Genomic DNA, 18,507 nt, shown 5'->3' on the forward strand with positions numbered 1-18,507 from the left:
GAGTTCGACTTTGAGTGAACCATTAAATTAAAATTTAATGTTTCAGCTATTTAAAGATTATTTTCAATAAATCAATGTAAAACAAACATAAAAATAAGCAGGACTATAAAAATAATGAGGGAAATTCATATTTAGTTGAATAATACTATTCGAGAAATGCTTTAAAATGTGGCACAATAAGCGGTTTTAAAGATTTTAGAGGATTGGCAGTATGCGCTTTGTTGATGAAGCAGTCATTACCGTAGAGGCTGGCGACGGTGGCAATGGCGTAGCCAGTTTTCGCCGTGAAAAATTCGTACCTTTTGGTGGTCCAGACGGTGGTGATGGTGGTCGTGGTGGCAGCGTTTATATTCAAGCTGATGATAATACCAGTACCCTTGTAGACTTCCGTTATACCCGCCGCTTCCGTGCGGAACGTGCTAAAAATGGCCGTGGTGCAAACTGTGCAGGCCGTGGTGGTGAAGACACTGTATTAATGGTTCCTGTGGGTACAACCATTGTTGATACAGATTCTGGCGACATTATTGGTGACTTGGTTGAAAATGGTCAGCGTGTGCTTGTTGCCGCTGGCGGTGATGGTGGTTTAGGTAATACTCACTTTAAATCATCAACCAACCGTACACCGCGTAAATGTACCCATGGTTTTAAAGGTGAATTCCGTGAAATTCGCCTAGAACTTAAAGTATTGGCAGACGTTGGTCTATTGGGTATGCCAAATGCAGGTAAATCAACCTTTATTCGTGCAGTATCAGCAGCAAAACCTAAAGTTGCAGATTATCCGTTTACTACGATGGTGCCAAACCTAGGTGTAGTCGATGCGGACAGCCATCGTTCATTTGTCATGGCGGATATTCCAGGGCTAATTGAAGGTGCTTCAGAAGGTGCGGGTCTTGGTATTCGTTTCCTTAAGCATTTGGCACGTACGCGTATCTTATTGCACATTGTAGATGTACAACCTATCGATGGTTCAGATCCTGCATATAATGCTAAAGCGATTTTGGCTGAGTTGAAAAAATTCTCTCCGACACTTTCAAAGCTGCCAATCGTGCTGGTTTTAAACAAAGTCGATCAGCTCGCAGACGATACGCGTGATGAATGGTGTCAGCATATCCTAGATGAAATGCAGTGGGATGGCCCTGTATTTAAAACTTCAGGTTTGATGTCTGAAGGGACAAAACCAGTTGTGTACTATCTAATGGATCAAATTGAGCAACAACGCGAACGCGAACTTGAAGATCCTGAATACGCAGCAGAAGTGAAAGCATTCCGTGATCAGCTAGAAGCTGAAACACGTGAACAAACCATTGCCGCTAAAGAAGCTTATCGTGAAATGCGTCGTCAACAGCGTCTTGCTGGTCTATTGGACGATGATGAAGACGATAATGATGAAGATGGCGACGACAGCGATATGGAAGTGTTTTACGTTCGTTAAGAACAACATGTAACTGAGGACAAGATGATAGAAGTGGTAGATGGGCAACGTCAGCTCAAGGCTTTAAAGCGTATCGTTGTTAAAATCGGATCATCTTTACTCACAGCAAATGGGCAAGGCTTAGATTTAGATGCAATTTCGCATTGGGCGAAACAAATTGCAGATCTACATCAAGCTGGACATGAAATTATTCTTGTCTCCTCTGGTGCTGTGGCTGAAGGTATGGTTCGAATGAAGCTAGAGAATCGACCCACCGATCTACCCAGTCTTCAGGCATGTGCTGCAATTGGTCAAATGGGCTTAATCCATACATGGTCAAGTGTACTCGAACAGCACAACATTCAAACAGCACAAGTACTTTTAACCCATGATGATCTTGCGGATCGTCGTCGTTACCTAAACTCTTGTGATGCTTTGCAGAATTTAATTGATTGGCGCGTGATTCCAGTCATCAATGAGAATGACACAGTTTCAACTGACGAAATTCGTTTTGGTGATAATGATACGCTTGCGGCGATGGTTGCAGGTCAAGTCCATGCTGATTTGTTGATTATCTTAACGGATCAGCAAGGTATGTTTGATTCTGATCCACGCTCAAACCCAAATGCAAAACTATTCCATACCGTGCGGGCTTTAGATGAAAGTTTATTCGATATGGCTGGTGGCGGAGGCAAATTTGGTCGTGGTGGTATGCTCACCAAAGTTCGCGCAGCACGACTGGCGGCCAAGTCAGGTTGTCCGACCCTGATTGCGAGTGGTGAAAGTGATCAAGTGCTTGCCCGTTTAATGGCAGGTGAAATGTTGGGTACGTTGTTTATCACAGACAATGACCGTATTACCGCGCATCAGCAATGGTTGGCCGCACATTTGCAAACTGCGGGACGTCTAATTTTAGATGATGGTGCGGTTAAAGCCATTAAAGACAATCATCGTAGTTTGCTACCTGTGGGTGTGAAAGCGGTTGAAGGGCATTTTGACCGTGGCGATGTTGTGGAGTGTGTTGATCCTTCTGGCTATCGCGTCGCGGTTGGGCGGGTTAATTTTAGTTCGCGTTCGGCTGAATTGGTCAAAGGTTTGTCTTCAGATAAAGTTTATCAAGTTTTGGGCGAAGCACGTTCGCTTGAGATGATTCATCGTGATCATATGGCAATTTACTAAATGATTTTAAAAATCCCGCTTTCGAGCGGGATTTTTTATTTTAAGACCAAATTATTTAATATAGCCTTTTTGAATTAGGGGCTTAAACAAGTAGAAATGAAGCGTCAGTACCCATTCCATCAGTTTTTCTTTATAGCGATTCCAGAGCGTTAAACCAAACAAATTCAACGCAAAAGCCAGAACAAAGGCACCGAGCATATCTAAAGGAAAATGAACACCTACATAAATGCGTGACCATGCGACCAACCAAGCCAGCATAATTAAGAAAATGCCAAGTTTACGGTAAGTTGAAAAGAAATAAGAAAAAGCAATACTGCTAAAAATGAGCATATGATCGCTAGGAAAAGAGCCATTGGGTGAGTGATAAATCAAAGTTCGTCCGACATCCATCACAAAAGGGCGTGGATGATAGTAGATGTGTGAAATACACTGACTGATGAAAATGACAATACTGGTAAAAATAAAAGCTTTAAGAATTTGTTTTTTTATTTGGTAGTCACCGCGTAACCAAAACCAAGCAAAAAGCGCAATCATGCAATAGAGTAAGTCATTGGCAATGAAAATGGCAAAATTAATGCTGGCATTACTGGCTTCAGGAGATACATTAATCCATGAAAAAAGCGAGAGATTGAGTTCAGAAAGAGTCATGAAAGTGGATGGTGTTTATAAAGTACAGAAGAGGGTCATAATTTTGTCATATTGTTAAAATAAAAAAGACCACAGAATTGTAGTCTTTTTTAAATGTTGCAGGATACCTGAGTCAGGCGTGATTAACTTTAAAAATCAAATGACGTTTGTAGGTAGAAAGTACGTGATTGCCCTACATATTTACCGCTAGTCGAATCGGTAGAATGTGTTAAATATTGTTGATCAAACACATTTTAAAGTTCAATCTAAAATTATTTAAACTGAACTGTACCGTTCGCATTCACAGTAATTTTAGATTCACCTGCTGCAACTTCAGGCATTGGTGCTGCTTCTGCATCGGCAAATTTTGCCATACTGCTACGCATCATGATCGGCTGAGGGTAGTTGTTACTGGTGTTTAAGTTTAAATTGACTAAATTGTAGCCTGATTTATTCCATGACTGACTCAATAACTGTGCGCGTTGTTGGAAGTTTTTAGAAGCTTCAATCATGAGTTCATTTTCAACTTTTTTACGCTGAGCATCTGAAACGGTAAAGTTGATCGATTGCGTTTGAAAGTTTTGCTGTAATTCATTCACTAACTGACTCGCAGCTTTAAAGTCAGTACTTTCAATTTGAATTTCAGCACGGCCACGCCATTCTTTTAATTTGCGACTATCATTGTCATAAATTGGATAGGTGGTTTGAGACCCAGTTTCAACTTTTACATTTGGGTACTTACGCGAAGTCGCAATCGCCTGATTCATGAGTTGAGTGATTTGAGTTGCCAGCTCAGCAGGTTGTTTATTGCTCTTTTCAATATAAAGTACAGCATGCATTTCGTCATTGGAAACTTGACGTGATGCTTCGGCTTGTACGTTCACTAAATTGTAATTCAAAGCTTCTGTTTGCTGTGCAAAAGTAGTGCTGCTGAATAAGCCACCTAAGAGGAGGGAAGAAAGTACAAAATGGCGCATAAGAAGTAACCTTTATTTGAATTTTTCAAACTTATTTGATTAGATCAATGGTAAGGGCAGTTCATGGGGAACTTTTGCAGGAATTGTGGTGAGTTTGTAAATTTTTGCATTAAAATCAAGCTAGAAATACTTAAATTAAATATTCTTAAATCAATGGCTTAATTTTCTAAAGAGCAATAAATAAAATGATAAAATAATGAAATTTATAAAAAGTAAAAAAACTCATATTTTCTTTCACTTGTCACAATGTAAGATGATAATGAAAGGACTGGTTAGGTCTACAGTTTATTTCAAAAAATTAGGGCGGATATTTGCTAAAAGTTGTTTATTTTCTTGAAAAATTCGGTATCATGCCGCTCCTAGTTATTTATTTAAATATTGTCTAACTAGATTCTATAAAGCACCGAGTCAAAGGACCGCAAGTCACCAGACTTATTTCTTTCAACCCATATCAGAGATGGTAATTCGATATGAGCGTTTCTTCTGTAAACCCTGCCACTAATTCTACTAACGAATACTATTTGACTCGCCAAAGTCAGATGGAATCCAATGTTCGTAGCTATCCACGTAAATTACCGTTAGCGATAGCAAAAGCATTAGGTTGCTGGGTTACCGATGTTGAAGGTACAGAGTACCTTGATTGTTTAGCTGGGGCAGGAACATTGGCATTAGGCCATAATCATCCTGCGGTCGTTCAAAGTATTCAAGATACACTGACAAGCGGCATTCCATTACATACTTTAGATTTAACTACACCGTTGAAAGATGCTTTCACGGAAGCCCTGCTTTCGTATCTTCCAGGCGGTAAAGAAGAGTACTGTTTACAGTTCTGTGGTCCATCTGGTGCAGATGCGACGGAAGCAGCAATTAAACTAGCGAAGACTTATACAGGTCGTAGCTCAGTAATCAGCTTCTCTGGCGGTTATCATGGTATGACACATGGTTCTTTGGCAATGACAGGTAATTTGTCTGCTAAAAATGCTGTGAATGGTTTAATGCCAGGCGTACAGTTTATGCCATATCCGCATGAATACCGTTGCCCACTGGGTTTAGGTGGTGAAGCGGGTGTTGATGCGTTAACGTATTTCTTCGAAAACTTCATTGAAGATGTTGAAAGCGGTGTCACTAAGCCAGCAGCAGTTATTCTTGAAGCGATTCAAGGTGAAGGCGGTGTTGTGACAGCGCCAACCAAATGGTTGAAAAAAATCCGTGAAGTGACTGAAAAGCACAATATCGTATTAATTCTTGACGAAGTTCAAGCAGGCTTTGCTCGTTCAGGTAAAATGTTTGCCTATGAACATGCAGGTATTGAACCAGATGTAGTTGTAATGTCAAAAGCTGTTGGTGGTGGCTTACCACTTGCAGTGCTAGGTATTAAACGCAAGTTTGATGCATGGCAACCAGCGGGTCACACGGGTACTTTCCGTGGTAACCAGTTGGCAATGGGTACTGGCTTAGTCGTATTAAAAACGATTACTGAGCAGAACTTAGCGCAAAATGCACAAGAGCGTGGTGATTTCTTACAAGCTGAATTGAAAAAATTAGCACAAGAATTCCCATGTATTGGTAACGTTCGTGGCCGTGGTTTAATGATTGGTGTTGAAATCGTTGATGAGCGTAAACCAGCTGACCATATGGGTTCTTTACCAGCAGACGGTCAATTGGCAGCAGCAATTCAAGCGGCATGCTTTGATAACAAACTTTTGTTAGAAAAAGGTGGTCGTAACGGTACAGTGATTCGTTTACTTTGCCCATTAATCATTACGCAAGAAGAATGTGTAGAAGTGATTGCTCGCTTTAAGAAAGCAATTGCTGAAGCGCTTGTTGCTGTGCGAGGCGCTCAATAATGGTTGATTTTGCAGAACACCGTAAAGCGTTACTCTGCAATGATGCCCAATCCATTGCTGACTATGAGTCAGCAATGGAGCAAGCTACCAAAGCGGTAGCGGCATGGTTGCAAAATGACAAAATGTACACAGGCGGTAGCATTAAGGAATTACGTAATGCAATTGCTTTTAATCCAACCCCAGAAGGTTTGGGTGTACAAAAGTCATTAGATCGTATGGTTGAGCTTTTCTTAAATAAAAGCTTAAAAGTACATCACCCTCATTCTCTCGCACATTTGCATTGCCCAACCATGGTTGCAAGCCAAATTGCAGAAGTTTTGATTAATGCAACCAACCAATCTATGGACTCATGGGATCAAAGCCCAGCGGGTTCTTTGATGGAAGTTCAATTAATTGATTGGCTTCGTCAAAAAGTCGGTTATGGTGCAGGTCAAGCAGGTGTGTTCACTTCTGGTGGTACACAGTCTAACTTGATGGGTGTACTACTTGCGCGTGATGCTTGCATCTCGAAAAACTGGAAAGACGAAAACGGTAATCCGTGGTCTGTACAGCGCGATGGTATTCCAGCAGAAGCCATGAAAAACGTTAAAGTCATTTGTTCTGAAAATGCACATTTCTCTGTGCAAAAGAACATGGCAATGATGGGCATGGGCTTCCAGTCTGTTGTGACGGTTCCTGTAAATGAAAATGCTCAAATGGATGTTGATGCCCTAGAAAAAACCATGGTGCATTTACAGTCAGAAGGTAAAATCGTGGCGTGTGTGGTTGCAACTGCGGGCACAACCGATGCAGGTGCAATTGATCCATTGAAGAAAATTCGTGAAATCACCAACAAATTTGGCGCGTGGATGCATATCGATGCGGCATGGGGTGGTGCACTGATTTTATCGAACGATTACCGTTCGATGTTAGATGGGATTGAGTTGTCTGACTCGATTACGCTTGATTTCCATAAGCACTATTTCCAAACTATTTCTTGTGGTGCATTCTTGCTTAAAGATGAAGCGAACTATCGTTTCATGCATTATGAAGCTGAATACTTAAACTCAGCCTATGATGAAGAGCATGGTGTTCCAAACCTAGTATCGAAATCTTTACAAACAACTCGTCGTTTTGATGCGTTGAAATTGTGGATGACAGTAGAAGCTTTAGGTGAAGAGCTTTATGGTTCAATGATCGATCACGGTGTTAAATTGACTCGTGATGTTGCAGATTATATTAAAGCAACAGAAGGTCTTGAGCTTTTAGTTGAACCACAATTTGCTTCTGTATTGTTCCGTGTAGTACCAGCAAACTATCCTGTAGAGTTGTTGGATACATTGAACCAAAACGTTGCTGACGAACTGTTTGCACGTGGTGAAGCGAATATTGGTGTAACTAAAGTGGGTCAGGTGCAATCATTGAAAATGACGACGCTGAGCCCTGTTGCTACACTAGAAAACGTACAGAACTTGCTGTCTCTTGTTCTTGCAGAAGCGGATCGTATTAAAGGTCCTATTCAAGCAGGTACTTATACGCCAGCGATTGACTAATTGTCATGTTGTTCAAAGAAAGCCTGGAATTTTCCAGGCTTTTTTATTTTTTATATGTGATAGAGAGAAAAATAGTTAAGCTGAATGTACATGATGGTGGTTATAACTTTTCGATTTCAGCAAAAAGTGATTCTGTTCCTTGATTTTTTTCAAAACAATGTAAGATTTAATGTGCCCAATAAAAGAATAGGTTAATAAGCGTTCTGTTACAAAATGGGAAAGTTGCTCTAAGTTTTCAGCCACTACTTTCAGAATAAAATCTGCATCGCCACTGATCGAAAAGGCATCCTGAATATTGTCTTCCGCTTCGATGAGCTCTTGAAAGGCCTGTTGGGAAGATGCTTCATGTGTTCTTAAGTTAATATGAATCATGGCGGTCACTTCCATGCCTAAAGCTTGCTGCTGTATGCGAGCGGTATAGCCTAAAATAATGCCTTTTTGCTCCAGTAGCTGTCGTCTTCTCGAACATTGCGATGCAGATAAACCAATTAAGTCGCCAATTTCCTGATTGGTGAGCCGTCCATTTTTTTGTAGTGCTTGAATGATTTGCCAGTCGAACTTATCCATGCATAAAATCCCTTTGTGATACACAAATCTTGTATTTTTATTAAAATTCGGTTTCATTATGCACGAAATTTACGGGCTAGATGAAATATTATTTTTCTATGGAATAAAAAATTGGTCTCAAAGGATATCGAGCAATGTTCATAGAAATTGGTGAATTTTTAAATCTTCGTTTAAAACAAATGGGTATACAGCATCTTTTTGGTGTACCAGGTGATTTCAATCTTTCCTATCTGGAACAAGTTGAAGCAGATACTCAGCTAGAATTTATTGGCAATTGTAATGAGTTAAATGCAGCCTATGCAGCGGATGGTTATGCTCGGATTAACGGTTTCGCAGCATTGGCAACCACGTATGGTGTAGGTGATTTAAGCGCAATTAATGGCATTGCTGGGGCATATGCGGAAAATGTTCCGATGGTGCATATTTCAGGTATTCCACCCTTACATGTAGTTCAAAAAGGAATTCTGGTTCACCATACGTTGGTCGATGGTAACTATGACAATATTATGAATTGCATGAAAGAATTTACTGTGGCGCAAACACGTTTAACACCTGCCAATGCAGCCTTTGAAATTGATCGTGTATTGCGTCAGTGTTTTCTGGAGCGTCGTCCAGTACATATTCAGCTTGCGTCGGATATTACCCATGTAAAAATCGAAGTAGATGAGCGTCCACTCAATTTAAGTTATCCATCGGTTGAACCAGATTTACTGAGTAGTGTCGTTGATCAGTTGTGTGGCATTTTGGCAAAAGCAAAAAGCCCAGCATTGTTGATTGACAATGAGGCTGCTGTTTTTGGGGTGACCTCTCTATTACATGATTTATCTAACAAGTGCTCGATTCCATTTGCTGGTATGAATACAGCAAAAAATATTATGGATGAAGGCTCACCGCGTTATATCGGAACTTATGTGGGCGGGGCGAGTCAGCCACATGTAAAAAATGTGATTGAACAGTCGGACTGTTTAATTGGTATTGGGGTTCGCTTTACTGATGTAGGCTCAGCAGTGTTTACGCATCAAATAGCCACTCAAAATTACATTGAAATTAAACCTTATGGTTTGAATATTTTTGGACAGGATGTGCCTGGGATAGAAATAGGTCAACTGTTGGTTGAATTAAATAAGAAAGTAGCACCACGTAAAGCACCGCAACCTGTTGTGACTCAGCAGCCTGCACAGAGAAAACATGAAGTTGCTGAACAGCAAAAACTGAGTCAAGAGCTGCTTTGGAATGCCATCTCAGGTTTCTTTAAAGATGATGATGTGATTATCGGAGAAGTTGGAACTTCAAACTCTGCACTATCGGGTTTAAAGCTACCTGCCACAGCAAAATATATTTCTCAGCCACTTTGGGGTTCTATTGGTTATACTTTGCCTGCTTTACTGGGAAGTCTGCTGGCTGCCCCAGAACGCCGACAAATTTTGTTTATTGGTGATGGTTCATTCCAATTAACTGTACAGGAGCTTTCCACGATTATTCGTCATGGTTTAAAACCTATTATTTTCTTACTCAATAATGGCGGTTATACCATCGAGCGCTTAATCATGGGGGAAAATGCTGCATATAACGATATTCAAAACTGGAACTATGCAGAAATTCCAGCAGTGTTCAATGGAACACAAGCTTATCAATCTTGTGTGGTAGAAACAGTGGGGCAATTGCAGTCAGTCTTAGACAATATCCATCTTCAAGATAGCCTGACTTTTGTGGAATTAAAGTTACCTGCTATGGATGCACCCTTGAGTCTGAAAAAATTCGCCAATGTAATTGCACGATTTGATTATGGTGATCGTGGTTATGAAATTTTAACCCAGCGTTCCAATGCAGTGGAATGTAAGAAAGCAAGCTCGTTTTAAGCTAAAGACCGGAGCGTCTTTTTAAAAAATGGAATTAAATTAAAGCATATTCAGTCCGAAGGTCAATTATAGGTCTTCGGTCTAGTGCTGAATAATGGTGTACAGGATGTGACACTTATAATGGAGAAAATGTATGGATGAACACAATCAGCATGCTTTGAAACAAGGCTTGTCGAATCGACATATTCAATTGATTGCCTTAGGTGGCGCAATTGGTACAGGGTTATTTTTAGGACTTTCACAAACCATTAAGTTGGCAGGACCTTCTATTTTACTCGGCTATGCAATTGCAGGAGTTATTGCCTTTTTAATTATGCGTCAGCTAGGGGAAATGGTGGTTGAAGAGCCCGTCAGTGGTTCATTTAGTCATTTTGCCAATAAATATTGGGGCAAGATGGCAGGCTTTATGTCAGGCTGGAATTATTGGGTCCTGTATGTACTGGTCAGCATGGCTGAATTAAGTGCAATCGGTACATTTGTTCAGTTTTGGTGGCCTGAAATTCCAACGTGGCTTACCGCTTTGTTTTTCTTTATTTTGATGAATGGCATTAATTTGGTTAATGTTCGCTTCTTTGGCGAATCAGAATTTATATTTTCTTTTATTAAGATTGTTGCGATTTTGAGCATGATTGGGTTTGGGGCTTATTTACTGTTATCGGGTTCGGCAGGGCCGCAAGCAGGTATTGCCAATTTATGGCAGCATGGTGGATTTTTTCCACATGGTATACATGGTTTTGTTATGGCATTGGCGGTCATTATGTTCGCCTTTGGTGGTTTGGAATTGATTGGAATTGCAGCAGCAGAAACCAAACAGCCAGAAACCACTATTCCTAAAGCCGTCAATCAAATTGTCTATCGTATTTTGATTTTCTATATTGGTGCAATTGGTATTTTATTGTGTCTTTATCCATGGAATATGGTGGCAGAAGGCGGTAGCCCATTTGTATTAATTTTCCAGTCGCTGAACAGTAATGGTGTTGCGAACGTTTTGAACTTTGTGGTGTTAATCGCTGCAATTTCTGTCTATAACAGTTGTATTTACTGCAATACTCGCATGCTGCATGGTTTGGCGGAGCAGGGTAATGCACCTGCATTGTTGAAAAAAATTAACAGCCGCGGTATTCCTGTCCCTGCTACAATTGTATCGGCATCAATCACGGCACTCTGTGTCTTGGTGAATTATTTAATTCCAGGTCAAGCTTTTCAGTTCTTTATGATGTTGGTGGTGGCTGCGTTGGTAATTAACTGGCTCATGATTTCTGTTACGCATTTAAAATTTAGTAAAGTCATGAAGTTGCAGGGGCGTCAAACCAAGTTCCAAAGCATTCTTAGCCCATGGAGTAATTATTTAACCATTGGTTTTGTTTGTTTCATTTTATTGATTATGGCATTTACACCTGACATGAGGTTGGCTGTTATTTTAGGCCCAATTTGGATGGTTGCTTTGGCAATTCTGTACGTCGTTAAATATAGAAGCAAAGTGGCAGTATTGCCTGAAGTGCAATCAAGTCCATAACTCAAATTTTAAAAATTGTGTGGGTTAGTTAATGAAAATTAGCTAGCCCATTATTTTTATCATGATTTTTTAATTATCGAATTTCATGCTTCAAGTCGGGCTTGTAGTGTATACCGTTAGAAATTTTGAGCAGTCCAGGCACATCAAAATGCATTTTTTCAAATTTTGAGCTTGTGCATTGAGGTTGTATTGTGCACGTAGCAGCATGCTTAAATGACATTAAGATGAATTGTTACATTTTACTGATCAAAATAAAATCATAAAAATAAGAATATAACTTGTGTTACATATTGAATATCAAAGAATTTTAAATAAATCATTCATCAAGCTGTAATTATCATAAAAGCGTCATATTGCTGTAACTTATTTGTCATATTTTAAAATCAAAATGCACATATCGAAAAAGTACAAAACTGAATAAAAAAGTGGCGTACTCCAAATTGTATATAAATTAAGAGAGATGAGCATGCGCTTAAACCACATCGCACTTGCATTGGCAGTAACAGGCTCAGTTGTAGCAACAACTGCAAATGCAGCACGTGACACAATTCAAATCGCTGGTTCTTCAACAGTATTGCCTTATGCAAGTATTGTGGCTGAAGAGTTTGGTAATACTTTCCCACAATTCAAAACTCCAGTTGTGGGTTCTGGTGGTACTTCAGGCGGTTTAAAACAATTCTGTGCAGGTGTAGGTGACAATACGATTGATGTGGCAAATGCATCACGTAAAATTAAAGATACAGAATTAGCTGCTTGTAAAAAAGCAGGTGTAAATAAAATTCAAGAAATTAAAATTGGTTATGACGGTATTGTTTTTGCATCAAACTCAAACAAAGCATCATTCAAGTTAAAGCCTTACCATGTATTTGCTGCTTTAGCTGAAAAATTACCATCAAATGGCAAGTTAGTTCCAAACCCATATACACGCTGGAACCAAATTGACAAAACACTTCCAAATGAACCAATCACGCTAGTGATTCCAGCTTCTAACCACGGTACGCGTGAAGTGTTCCAAGAGAAAATGGTTGAAGCAGGTTGTGAATCTTACGATTACTTCAAAAAGTTAGACAAAGATGCTCAGAAAAAAGCATGTTCATCTTTCCGTAAAGACGGCAAAGTCATTGAAATTGCGGGTGATTACACTGAAACTTTGGCTCGCTTGAAAACTTCTCCAAGTGCAGTGGGTGTGTTTGGTTTAGGTTTCTATGATCAAAACCGTGACAAGTTACGCGTAGCGACAGTGAACAATGTTGCGCCATCTGAGAAGACAATTTTGAATGGTTCTTACCCTGTTTCACGTCCATTATTCTTCTACGTGAAAGGTGAACATCTTCAATCAATCAAAGGCTTGCAACAATACACAGAATACTTCTTAAGTAAGAAAGTATCGGGTAAAGGTTCTAAGTTAGAAAAAGCAGGCTTGATCTCTATGTCAGACAAAGAGCGTGCAAAAATCCTTGCTGATTTTAAAGCAGGCAAAGCGGTTAAGTAATTCGGTGAAATAGGCAAATGGTGGGATCTCCCACCATTGGCTTTTTGTACTTAGTGAGTTTTTTCAAAGAATGAAAATTGAAAAAACGGTGGAGAATACATGAATCTGCTACTTATAGGCGTGTTACTGGCATTGATTGCGATCGCTTACCAAATTGGTCTCGCAAAAAGTCGTAACTTAGCAGGTAAGGGAAATAACTCAGCAATGTTGCATTCACGCCCAGGATATTATGGGGCCTTGGTTGCGTTGTGGTGTGGTATCCCTGCTTTTTTAATTTTGATTGTTTGGAATATCGTTGAGCCAAATATTTTGCGTCACATTGTTATGAACAATGTGCCTGCAAATGTGTTAAGTGGTTTAGATGCTGCGGGTGTTGAAGTATTGCTAGATCGTGTACAAGCAATAGCATCAGGCTTTGGGGTGAGTGACCAAGCAGCGCCTTACGAAATCGCAGCAGCACAGCAATTGGCAAAAGTAGAAAGCATTGGCTCTTTTGCGAAATTGGCTGTGGTGATTTGTACGGCTTTAGTGGGTTTAGTTTGGGCGAAAAAACATGTACAAGGGCAGTACCGCGCACGTAACCAAGTTGAAAAAATCATCAATATTGGTTTGGCTTTGTGTTCCGGTGTAGCGATTCTGACCACGGTTGGTATTGTCATGTCCATGTTTACCGAGGCAATGCATTTCTTCCGTTTTGTCAGTCCAATGGACTTCTTCTTTGGCACCGAATGGAACCCTGGTTTTAGTACTTCTGGGAATGCAGAAGGCAGTTATGGTTTGCTTCCATTGATTTGGGGCACACTCATGGTCAGTGGTATTGCACTACTGGTTGCTGTGCCTTTAGGTCTCATGATTGCGATTTACTTGGCAGAATATGCTTCTTCAGGTTTTCGTTCTTGGGCAAAACCAGCCATTGAAGTCCTCGCAGGTATTCCAACCATTGTTTATGGTGTATTTGCGATGATGGTCATTGGTCCATTTTTTAGAATGCTCGGTGAGCAAGTCGGTATCAACATCAATGCGACCAGTGCACTGACTGCGGGTTTCGTGATGGGCATCATGATTATTCCATTCGTATCTTCACTTTCAGATGACATTATCACTCAGGTGCCTCGTGCATTACGTGATGGTTCTTTAGGTTTAGGTGCAACCAAGTCTGAAACGATCCGAAAAGTGGTTTTGCCAGCAGCTTTACCTGGAATTACAGGGGCTTTCTTACTGGCTGTTTCGCGTGCGGTAGGGGAAACCATGATTGTTGTTCTGGCCGCAGGAAATAGTCCATTACTTCATGCAAATCCACTTGAAGCGGTTTCTACGGTAACAGTGACGATTGTAAAGCAATTGACAGGGGATACAGATTTTGCGAGTCCTCAAGCATTGGTTGCCTTTGCATTGGGTCTGACTTTATTTGTCATTACTTTGGGTCTGAACATTATTGCACTCTACATCGTGCGTAAATATCGCGAGCAATACGAATGAGCACATCGAATTCTTCTCCTCTGGATCAATCATTTGATTCACAATCGGCTGCTGAATTGCGCGAAAAACGTAAAAGAATGATTGAAAGTTCTTTGTCTAAACGTCACCGCAAGGAAAAACTCTTCCGTAGATTTGGCTTGGCAGCAGTAATCTCTGGCTTATTCTTCGTGGTTTTACTGTTTGGTAGTATTTTAGCCAAAGGCTTACCAGCTTTCTGGCAAACAAGTATTTCAGTACCAGTTTATTTTGACCCAACGATCGTGAACGTAGGTGCTAAACCAGTACAACGTGCAGGTGAGTCTCCAGCTCAGTTCCAAGAGCGTTATGTCGCTTGGCAAACCGAAATGGGTATGGTCGATTGGGATGCTTTACTGGTGAATGGTCTGATTAAAAAGGATCCGACACTTGCAGCACAGCGTGATGAGCTACCGAGTATTTATACCGATTCAGAATCGTATCGTTTGCGTGATATGGTCTTGGCTAATCCATCTTTGATTGGTAAAACCGAAGACATTAAGCTGTTAACTGACGCCAATGTTGATGTGTGGTTGGCGGGCAATATTGACCGTAGTCTTTCGGATGACCAGCAACAATTAAGTCCAGAAGTACGTCAGTTGGCTGATTCTATGGAAGCCAAAGGAATTATTGAAAATACATTTAACACCAATATTTTCACTAATCCAGATTCACGTAGTGCGCCAGCAACTTCAGGTTTAGCGGGTGCATTTATGGGATCGCTATTCATGATGTTGATCGTGATTTTTATCTCAATTCCAATTGGGGTGGCATCAGCAATCTATCTTGAAGAATTTGCGCCAAAAAATATCATTACCGATATTATTGAAGTGAATATTAATAACCTTGCAGCCGTTCCTTCGATTGTATTTGGTTTGTTGGGTGCAGCAATATTTATTGGCTGGATGCAGTTACCATTGTCTGCGCCATTGGTTGGTGGTTTGGTATTAAGTTTAATGACTTTGCCAACGGTAATTATTACCACACGCGCATCTTTAAAAGCAGTTCCGCCATCCATTCGCCAAGCTGCATTAGGTTTGGGTGCATCGCGCATTCAAACTGTATTCCATCATGTGCTTCCTTTAGCACTCCCAGGGATCATGACAGGTTCAATCATTGGTGTTGCACATGCACTGGGTGAAACTGCACCACTATTATTAATTGGAATGAGTGCCTTTGTTGCCAGTATTCCAAGTACACCATTAGATCAAGCCACAGCATTACCTGTACAAGTTTATTTATGGCAGGGTAATGAGCTACGTAACTTCTTTGAAGGACGTACTGCGGCAGCCATTATCGTACTCCTTGCATTAATGATTGGATTAAACAGTCTTGCAATTTGGTTACGTAAGAAATTTGAAGTCCGCTGGTAATTGAGGGCAATATATGAATACCGTTGTAAATAACTCTTTAGAGCAGGACAAGTCAGTGAATCCACAACAGACTCAATTTACATCTCCTGAAACTGATTCAAAGCGTCAAACGTCGTTTATTTCACAGTTTGATACGCAAGCATCTGCAAAAAAAGAAAATGAAACTGCCAAAGTAAAGCTCAGTACATCTGATGTGCATGTTTATTATGGTGATGCTGAAGCCATTAAAGGCATTGATTTGCAGATTTATCAGAATGAAGTCATCGCTTTTATTGGTCCTTCGGGTTGCGGTAAATCGACCTTTTTGCGTACTTTAAACCGTATGAACGACACCATTGATTCATGTCGCGTGACAGGTAAAGTATTGCTTGATAATCAGGATATCTATGATCCAAATCTAGATGTCGTTTTACTTCGTGCACAAGTAGGGATGGTGTTCCAAAAGCCAAACCCATTCCCGAAGTCTATTTTTGAGAACGTTGCTTACGGGCCAAAACTGCATGGGCTAGCACGTGATAAATATGACCTAGAAGAAATCGTTGAAAATAGCTTGCGTAAAGCAGGTCTTTGGGATGAAGTTAAAGATCGTTTGAATCAACCTGGGACAGGTTTATCGGGTGGTCAGCAACAACGTTTATGTATTGCACGTACCATTGCGGTGAGCCCAGAAGTGATTTTGATGGATGAACCATGTTCTGCACTTGACCCAATTGCGACTGCAAAAGTAGAAGAATTGATTTCTGAACTTTCAACGCAGTACACCATTGCCATTGTGACTCACTCTATGCAGCAAGCAGCACGTGTATCAGACCGCACCGCATACTTCCATTTAGGTGATTTAATTGAGGTGAACTCGACTGAAAAAGTCTTCACGCAACCTGATCATCAATTAACTGAAGCCTATATTACAGGTCGTTTTGGTTAATCAAACGTTCTGCAATCTAACCGCAAATTTTAATTTGCGGTTTTTTTTGCCTTTAAACTTTTTCTTGCTTTAAATTAAGAAAGTGAATGATTTCAAGGAAATTTTTTATGTTGAGATTCTTGCAAAAACGATATTGAATTTTTGCCATAAAAGCCCCATCTTATACTCAACCCAAACAAAATTGAGAATTACTTACATATGTTATTTCAATTGCCGAAGTTGCCTGCGGAAATACGAGTTAGTCACTTAAACGCGCGCGTAAATGAACAAAGAAAAAAAATTGCGCAAACAACTGCTTCAAAATTAGAGCTTTTACAACTGACACAACAATTGGCGAAAGAAGCACGTGCACGTAAAAAGAATAATCAAAAAGTCTATGTATTAGACTTTAAAGGTGATACAGCAGCATCTGCCGTAGATAATATTCGTGAAGAAATTACCCTGATTTTGGCAACTGCAAAAGCAGGGCGTGACCGTGTTGTTGTAAGACTTGAAAGCCCAGGTGGTATGGTGCATGGTTATGGTTTAGCTGCTGCACAGTTGGTGCGTCTACGTGATGCAGGCTTTCATTTAACCATCTGTGTGGATAAGGTTGCTGCAAGCGGTGGTTACATGATGGCATGTATTGCCAGTGAAATTATTGCTGCGCCTTTTGCAGTGGTTGGTTCTATTGGTGTTGTGGCACAAGTACCAAACTTTAACCGTTTATTGAAAGAGCATCATGTTGATTTTGAATTGTACACAGCAGGTCAATTTAAACGTACAGTGACCATGTTTGGTGAAAATACACCTGAAGGTAAAGCAAAATTTGAAGAAGAATTACAACAAACCCATGAGTTATTTAAGCACTTTGTAGAGAAATATCGTCCACAATTGAATGTTGAAAAAGTTGCAACAGGTGAACATTGGTATGGTCGTGATGCGCTAGATTTGAATTTGGTAGATAAACTACAGACTTCAGATGAATACTTGCTTAATTTATTGCCACAACATGATGTGTATGTGATTCAAACGCGTCGTAAACCTACATTGGGTGAAAAAATTGGTTTACAGGCAGCACAAATTGCAGATCACTTGGTTCCAAGTGTGATGTATAAAGTGATGGAAAGTTTAAGCAATGCAAATGTAAATTTGGTGCAAATGCGTGATCCTAAATTATAAGATTTTATTAAGATCATGATTTATAAGCTCACTTCGGTGGGCTTTTTTATGGCTGAGAAATGCTATAGTGCTTTGAATTAATAAAAATACATCACAATTTAAACTGTTATGGATACATTTTTAGGATTTATTGGTTTTCTAATTTTGATTATTTGTCCGATATATTGTGCTATGTATATGGACGCAAATGAGAAAAATGAGGACCAGAAAAAGATGACTTTTTTTCTTGCGTTTATTCCGAGCGTCCTTGTTTTGATTTTGGCTGTGTATTTGAAAGCTGATCAACCGACCGAAACGTCACAAGCCTGTGGAGTGGTCAAGTTCTATAAAAAATATGCAATTAAACATGACCATTTTGAACGAATAGCCATTCAATTTGAGCATTCTGAATACAATAGGCATCTGTTATTTGATGAAAAACTGCTAAGAAAATCAAAAGGAGAATACGTTTGTTTTGAATATCTGGATAAGTTTAAAAATACGGGTTTGGCTGAGTCCAAAATTCTAAGATGGATTGATGAGTAGCGAATAGCATTTAAATGATTTA

At 40.0% G+C, this 18,507-nt stretch carries 15 protein-coding genes and 1 pseudogene; 12 read left to right on the forward strand and 4 right to left on the reverse strand.

Features of this window, described 5'->3' with window-relative positions; all coding sequences use genetic code 11:
• The first annotated feature begins 211 nt into the window (after positions 1-211).
• Both cgtA and proB read left to right on the forward strand, forming a co-directional pair.
• A complete protein-coding gene (cgtA, locus tag M5E07_RS05410) occupies positions 212-1,432 on the forward strand; it encodes an Obg family GTPase CgtA (protein ID WP_116759218.1) in 1,221 nt (406 codons plus the stop codon).
• A 24-nt stretch (positions 1,433-1,456) separates the two neighbouring features.
• Complete coding sequence (proB, locus tag M5E07_RS05415; RefSeq protein WP_252222702.1) at positions 1,457-2,590, forward strand: glutamate 5-kinase; 1,134 nt, start codon at positions 1,457-1,459, stop codon at positions 2,588-2,590.
• Positions 2,591-2,641: 51 nt separating this feature from the next.
• Here the strand turns inward: proB and M5E07_RS05420 are convergent, their stop codons facing one another.
• The 3 genes and pseudogenes from M5E07_RS05420 to M5E07_RS05425 form a co-directional block, all read right to left on the reverse strand.
• Positions 2,642-3,238 (reverse strand): phosphatase PAP2 family protein, encoded by a 597-nt coding sequence (locus M5E07_RS05420; RefSeq protein WP_252222705.1) that lies wholly within the window; start codon positions 3,236-3,238, stop codon positions 2,642-2,644.
• A 128-nt stretch (positions 3,239-3,366) separates the two neighbouring features.
• Positions 3,367-3,471: pseudogene (locus tag M5E07_RS16385) on the reverse strand (hypothetical protein); the annotation flags it as partial.
• Between the two features lie 18 nt (positions 3,472-3,489).
• A complete protein-coding gene (locus tag M5E07_RS05425) occupies positions 3,490-4,194 on the reverse strand; it encodes an SIMPL domain-containing protein (protein WP_252222708.1) in 705 nt (234 codons plus the stop codon).
• 470 nt (positions 4,195-4,664) lie between these two features.
• On the opposite strand from M5E07_RS05425, the gene M5E07_RS05430 reads away from it, so the two are divergent.
• Positions 4,665-6,041, forward strand: coding sequence for a diaminobutyrate--2-oxoglutarate transaminase (locus M5E07_RS05430; RefSeq protein WP_104441753.1), 1,377 nt, complete (start codon positions 4,665-4,667; stop codon positions 6,039-6,041).
• Entirely contained in the window at positions 6,041-7,573 is a 1,533-nt protein-coding gene (locus M5E07_RS05435; RefSeq protein WP_252222711.1) for a pyridoxal phosphate-dependent decarboxylase family protein, read from the forward strand. Before M5E07_RS05430 ends, M5E07_RS05435 begins: the two co-directional genes overlap by 1 nt.
• A gap of 75 nt (positions 7,574-7,648) precedes the next feature.
• Here the strand turns inward: M5E07_RS05435 and M5E07_RS05440 are convergent, their stop codons facing one another.
• The gene (locus M5E07_RS05440; protein WP_116759222.1) at positions 7,649-8,140 is read right to left on the reverse strand and encodes an Lrp/AsnC family transcriptional regulator; all 492 of its coding nucleotides are present in this window, start codon (positions 8,138-8,140) and stop codon (positions 7,649-7,651) included.
• A 134-nt stretch (positions 8,141-8,274) separates the two neighbouring features.
• On the opposite strand from M5E07_RS05440, the gene M5E07_RS05445 reads away from it, so the two are divergent.
• The 8 genes from M5E07_RS05445 to M5E07_RS05480 all read left to right on the forward strand — a co-directional run bounded on the left by M5E07_RS05445 (position 8,275) and on the right by M5E07_RS05480 (position 18,485).
• Positions 8,275-9,999, forward strand: coding sequence for an alpha-keto acid decarboxylase family protein (locus M5E07_RS05445; protein WP_252222714.1), 1,725 nt, complete (start codon positions 8,275-8,277; stop codon positions 9,997-9,999).
• A gap of 133 nt (positions 10,000-10,132) precedes the next feature.
• Entirely contained in the window at positions 10,133-11,515 is a 1,383-nt protein-coding gene (locus M5E07_RS05450; protein WP_252222717.1) for an amino acid permease, read from the forward strand.
• Between the two features lie 466 nt (positions 11,516-11,981).
• Positions 11,982-13,007, forward strand: a complete 1,026-nt coding sequence (locus tag M5E07_RS05455) for a substrate-binding domain-containing protein (protein WP_252222720.1) — start codon at positions 11,982-11,984, stop codon at positions 13,005-13,007.
• Between the two features lie 99 nt (positions 13,008-13,106).
• Positions 13,107-14,486: a phosphate ABC transporter permease subunit PstC gene (gene pstC / locus M5E07_RS05460; RefSeq protein WP_116759226.1), complete on the forward strand. Its 1,380-nt coding sequence runs from the start codon at positions 13,107-13,109 to the stop codon at positions 14,484-14,486.
• Complete coding sequence (gene pstA, locus M5E07_RS05465; RefSeq protein ID WP_116759227.1) at positions 14,483-15,874, forward strand: phosphate ABC transporter permease PstA; 1,392 nt, start codon at positions 14,483-14,485, stop codon at positions 15,872-15,874. The genes pstC and pstA overlap by 4 nt, the downstream gene beginning before the upstream one ends.
• Positions 15,875-15,887: 13 nt before the next feature.
• The gene (gene pstB, locus M5E07_RS05470; protein WP_116759228.1) at positions 15,888-16,799 is read left to right on the forward strand and encodes a phosphate ABC transporter ATP-binding protein PstB; all 912 of its coding nucleotides are present in this window, start codon (positions 15,888-15,890) and stop codon (positions 16,797-16,799) included.
• Positions 16,800-16,997: 198 nt separating this feature from the next.
• Positions 16,998-17,960 (forward strand): protease SohB, encoded by a 963-nt coding sequence (sohB, locus tag M5E07_RS05475; protein ID WP_252222723.1) that lies wholly within the window; start codon positions 16,998-17,000, stop codon positions 17,958-17,960.
• A gap of 108 nt (positions 17,961-18,068) precedes the next feature.
• Positions 18,069-18,485: a hypothetical protein gene (locus M5E07_RS05480; RefSeq protein ID WP_252222726.1), complete on the forward strand. Its 417-nt coding sequence runs from the start codon at positions 18,069-18,071 to the stop codon at positions 18,483-18,485.
• Positions 18,486-18,507: the final 22 nt, after the last annotated feature.

It is taken from the genome of Acinetobacter tibetensis, assembly GCF_023824315.1.
GTDB lineage: Bacteria > Pseudomonadota > Gammaproteobacteria > Pseudomonadales > Moraxellaceae > Acinetobacter > Acinetobacter tibetensis.

What these genes read in the sequence shown, in the direction of transcription:
- cgtA (WP_116759218.1), top strand. Translation starts at nt 212, where the DNA reads ATGCGCTTTGTTGATGAAGCAGTCATTACCGTAGAGGCTGGCGACGGT.
- proB (WP_252222702.1), top strand. Translation starts at nt 1,457, where the DNA reads ATGATAGAAGTGGTAGATGGGCAACGTCAGCTCAAGGCTTTAAAGCGT.
- M5E07_RS05420 (WP_252222705.1), bottom strand. Translation starts at nt 3,238, where the DNA reads ATGACTCTTTCTGAACTCAATCTCTCGCTTTTTTCATGGATTAATGTA.
- M5E07_RS05425 (WP_252222708.1), bottom strand. Translation starts at nt 4,194, where the DNA reads ATGCGCCATTTTGTACTTTCTTCCCTCCTCTTAGGTGGCTTATTCAGC.
- M5E07_RS05430 (WP_104441753.1), top strand. Translation starts at nt 4,665, where the DNA reads ATGAGCGTTTCTTCTGTAAACCCTGCCACTAATTCTACTAACGAATAC.
- M5E07_RS05435 (WP_252222711.1), top strand. Translation starts at nt 6,041, where the DNA reads ATGGTTGATTTTGCAGAACACCGTAAAGCGTTACTCTGCAATGATGCC.
- M5E07_RS05440 (WP_116759222.1), bottom strand. Translation starts at nt 8,140, where the DNA reads ATGGATAAGTTCGACTGGCAAATCATTCAAGCACTACAAAAAAATGGA.
- M5E07_RS05445 (WP_252222714.1), top strand. Translation starts at nt 8,275, where the DNA reads ATGTTCATAGAAATTGGTGAATTTTTAAATCTTCGTTTAAAACAAATG.
- M5E07_RS05450 (WP_252222717.1), top strand. Translation starts at nt 10,133, where the DNA reads ATGGATGAACACAATCAGCATGCTTTGAAACAAGGCTTGTCGAATCGA.
- M5E07_RS05455 (WP_252222720.1), top strand. Translation starts at nt 11,982, where the DNA reads ATGCGCTTAAACCACATCGCACTTGCATTGGCAGTAACAGGCTCAGTT.
- pstC (WP_116759226.1), top strand. Translation starts at nt 13,107, where the DNA reads ATGAATCTGCTACTTATAGGCGTGTTACTGGCATTGATTGCGATCGCT.
- pstA (WP_116759227.1), top strand. Translation starts at nt 14,483, where the DNA reads ATGAGCACATCGAATTCTTCTCCTCTGGATCAATCATTTGATTCACAA.
- pstB (WP_116759228.1), top strand. Translation starts at nt 15,888, where the DNA reads ATGAATACCGTTGTAAATAACTCTTTAGAGCAGGACAAGTCAGTGAAT.
- sohB (WP_252222723.1), top strand. Translation starts at nt 16,998, where the DNA reads ATGTTATTTCAATTGCCGAAGTTGCCTGCGGAAATACGAGTTAGTCAC.
- M5E07_RS05480 (WP_252222726.1), top strand. Translation starts at nt 18,069, where the DNA reads ATGGATACATTTTTAGGATTTATTGGTTTTCTAATTTTGATTATTTGT.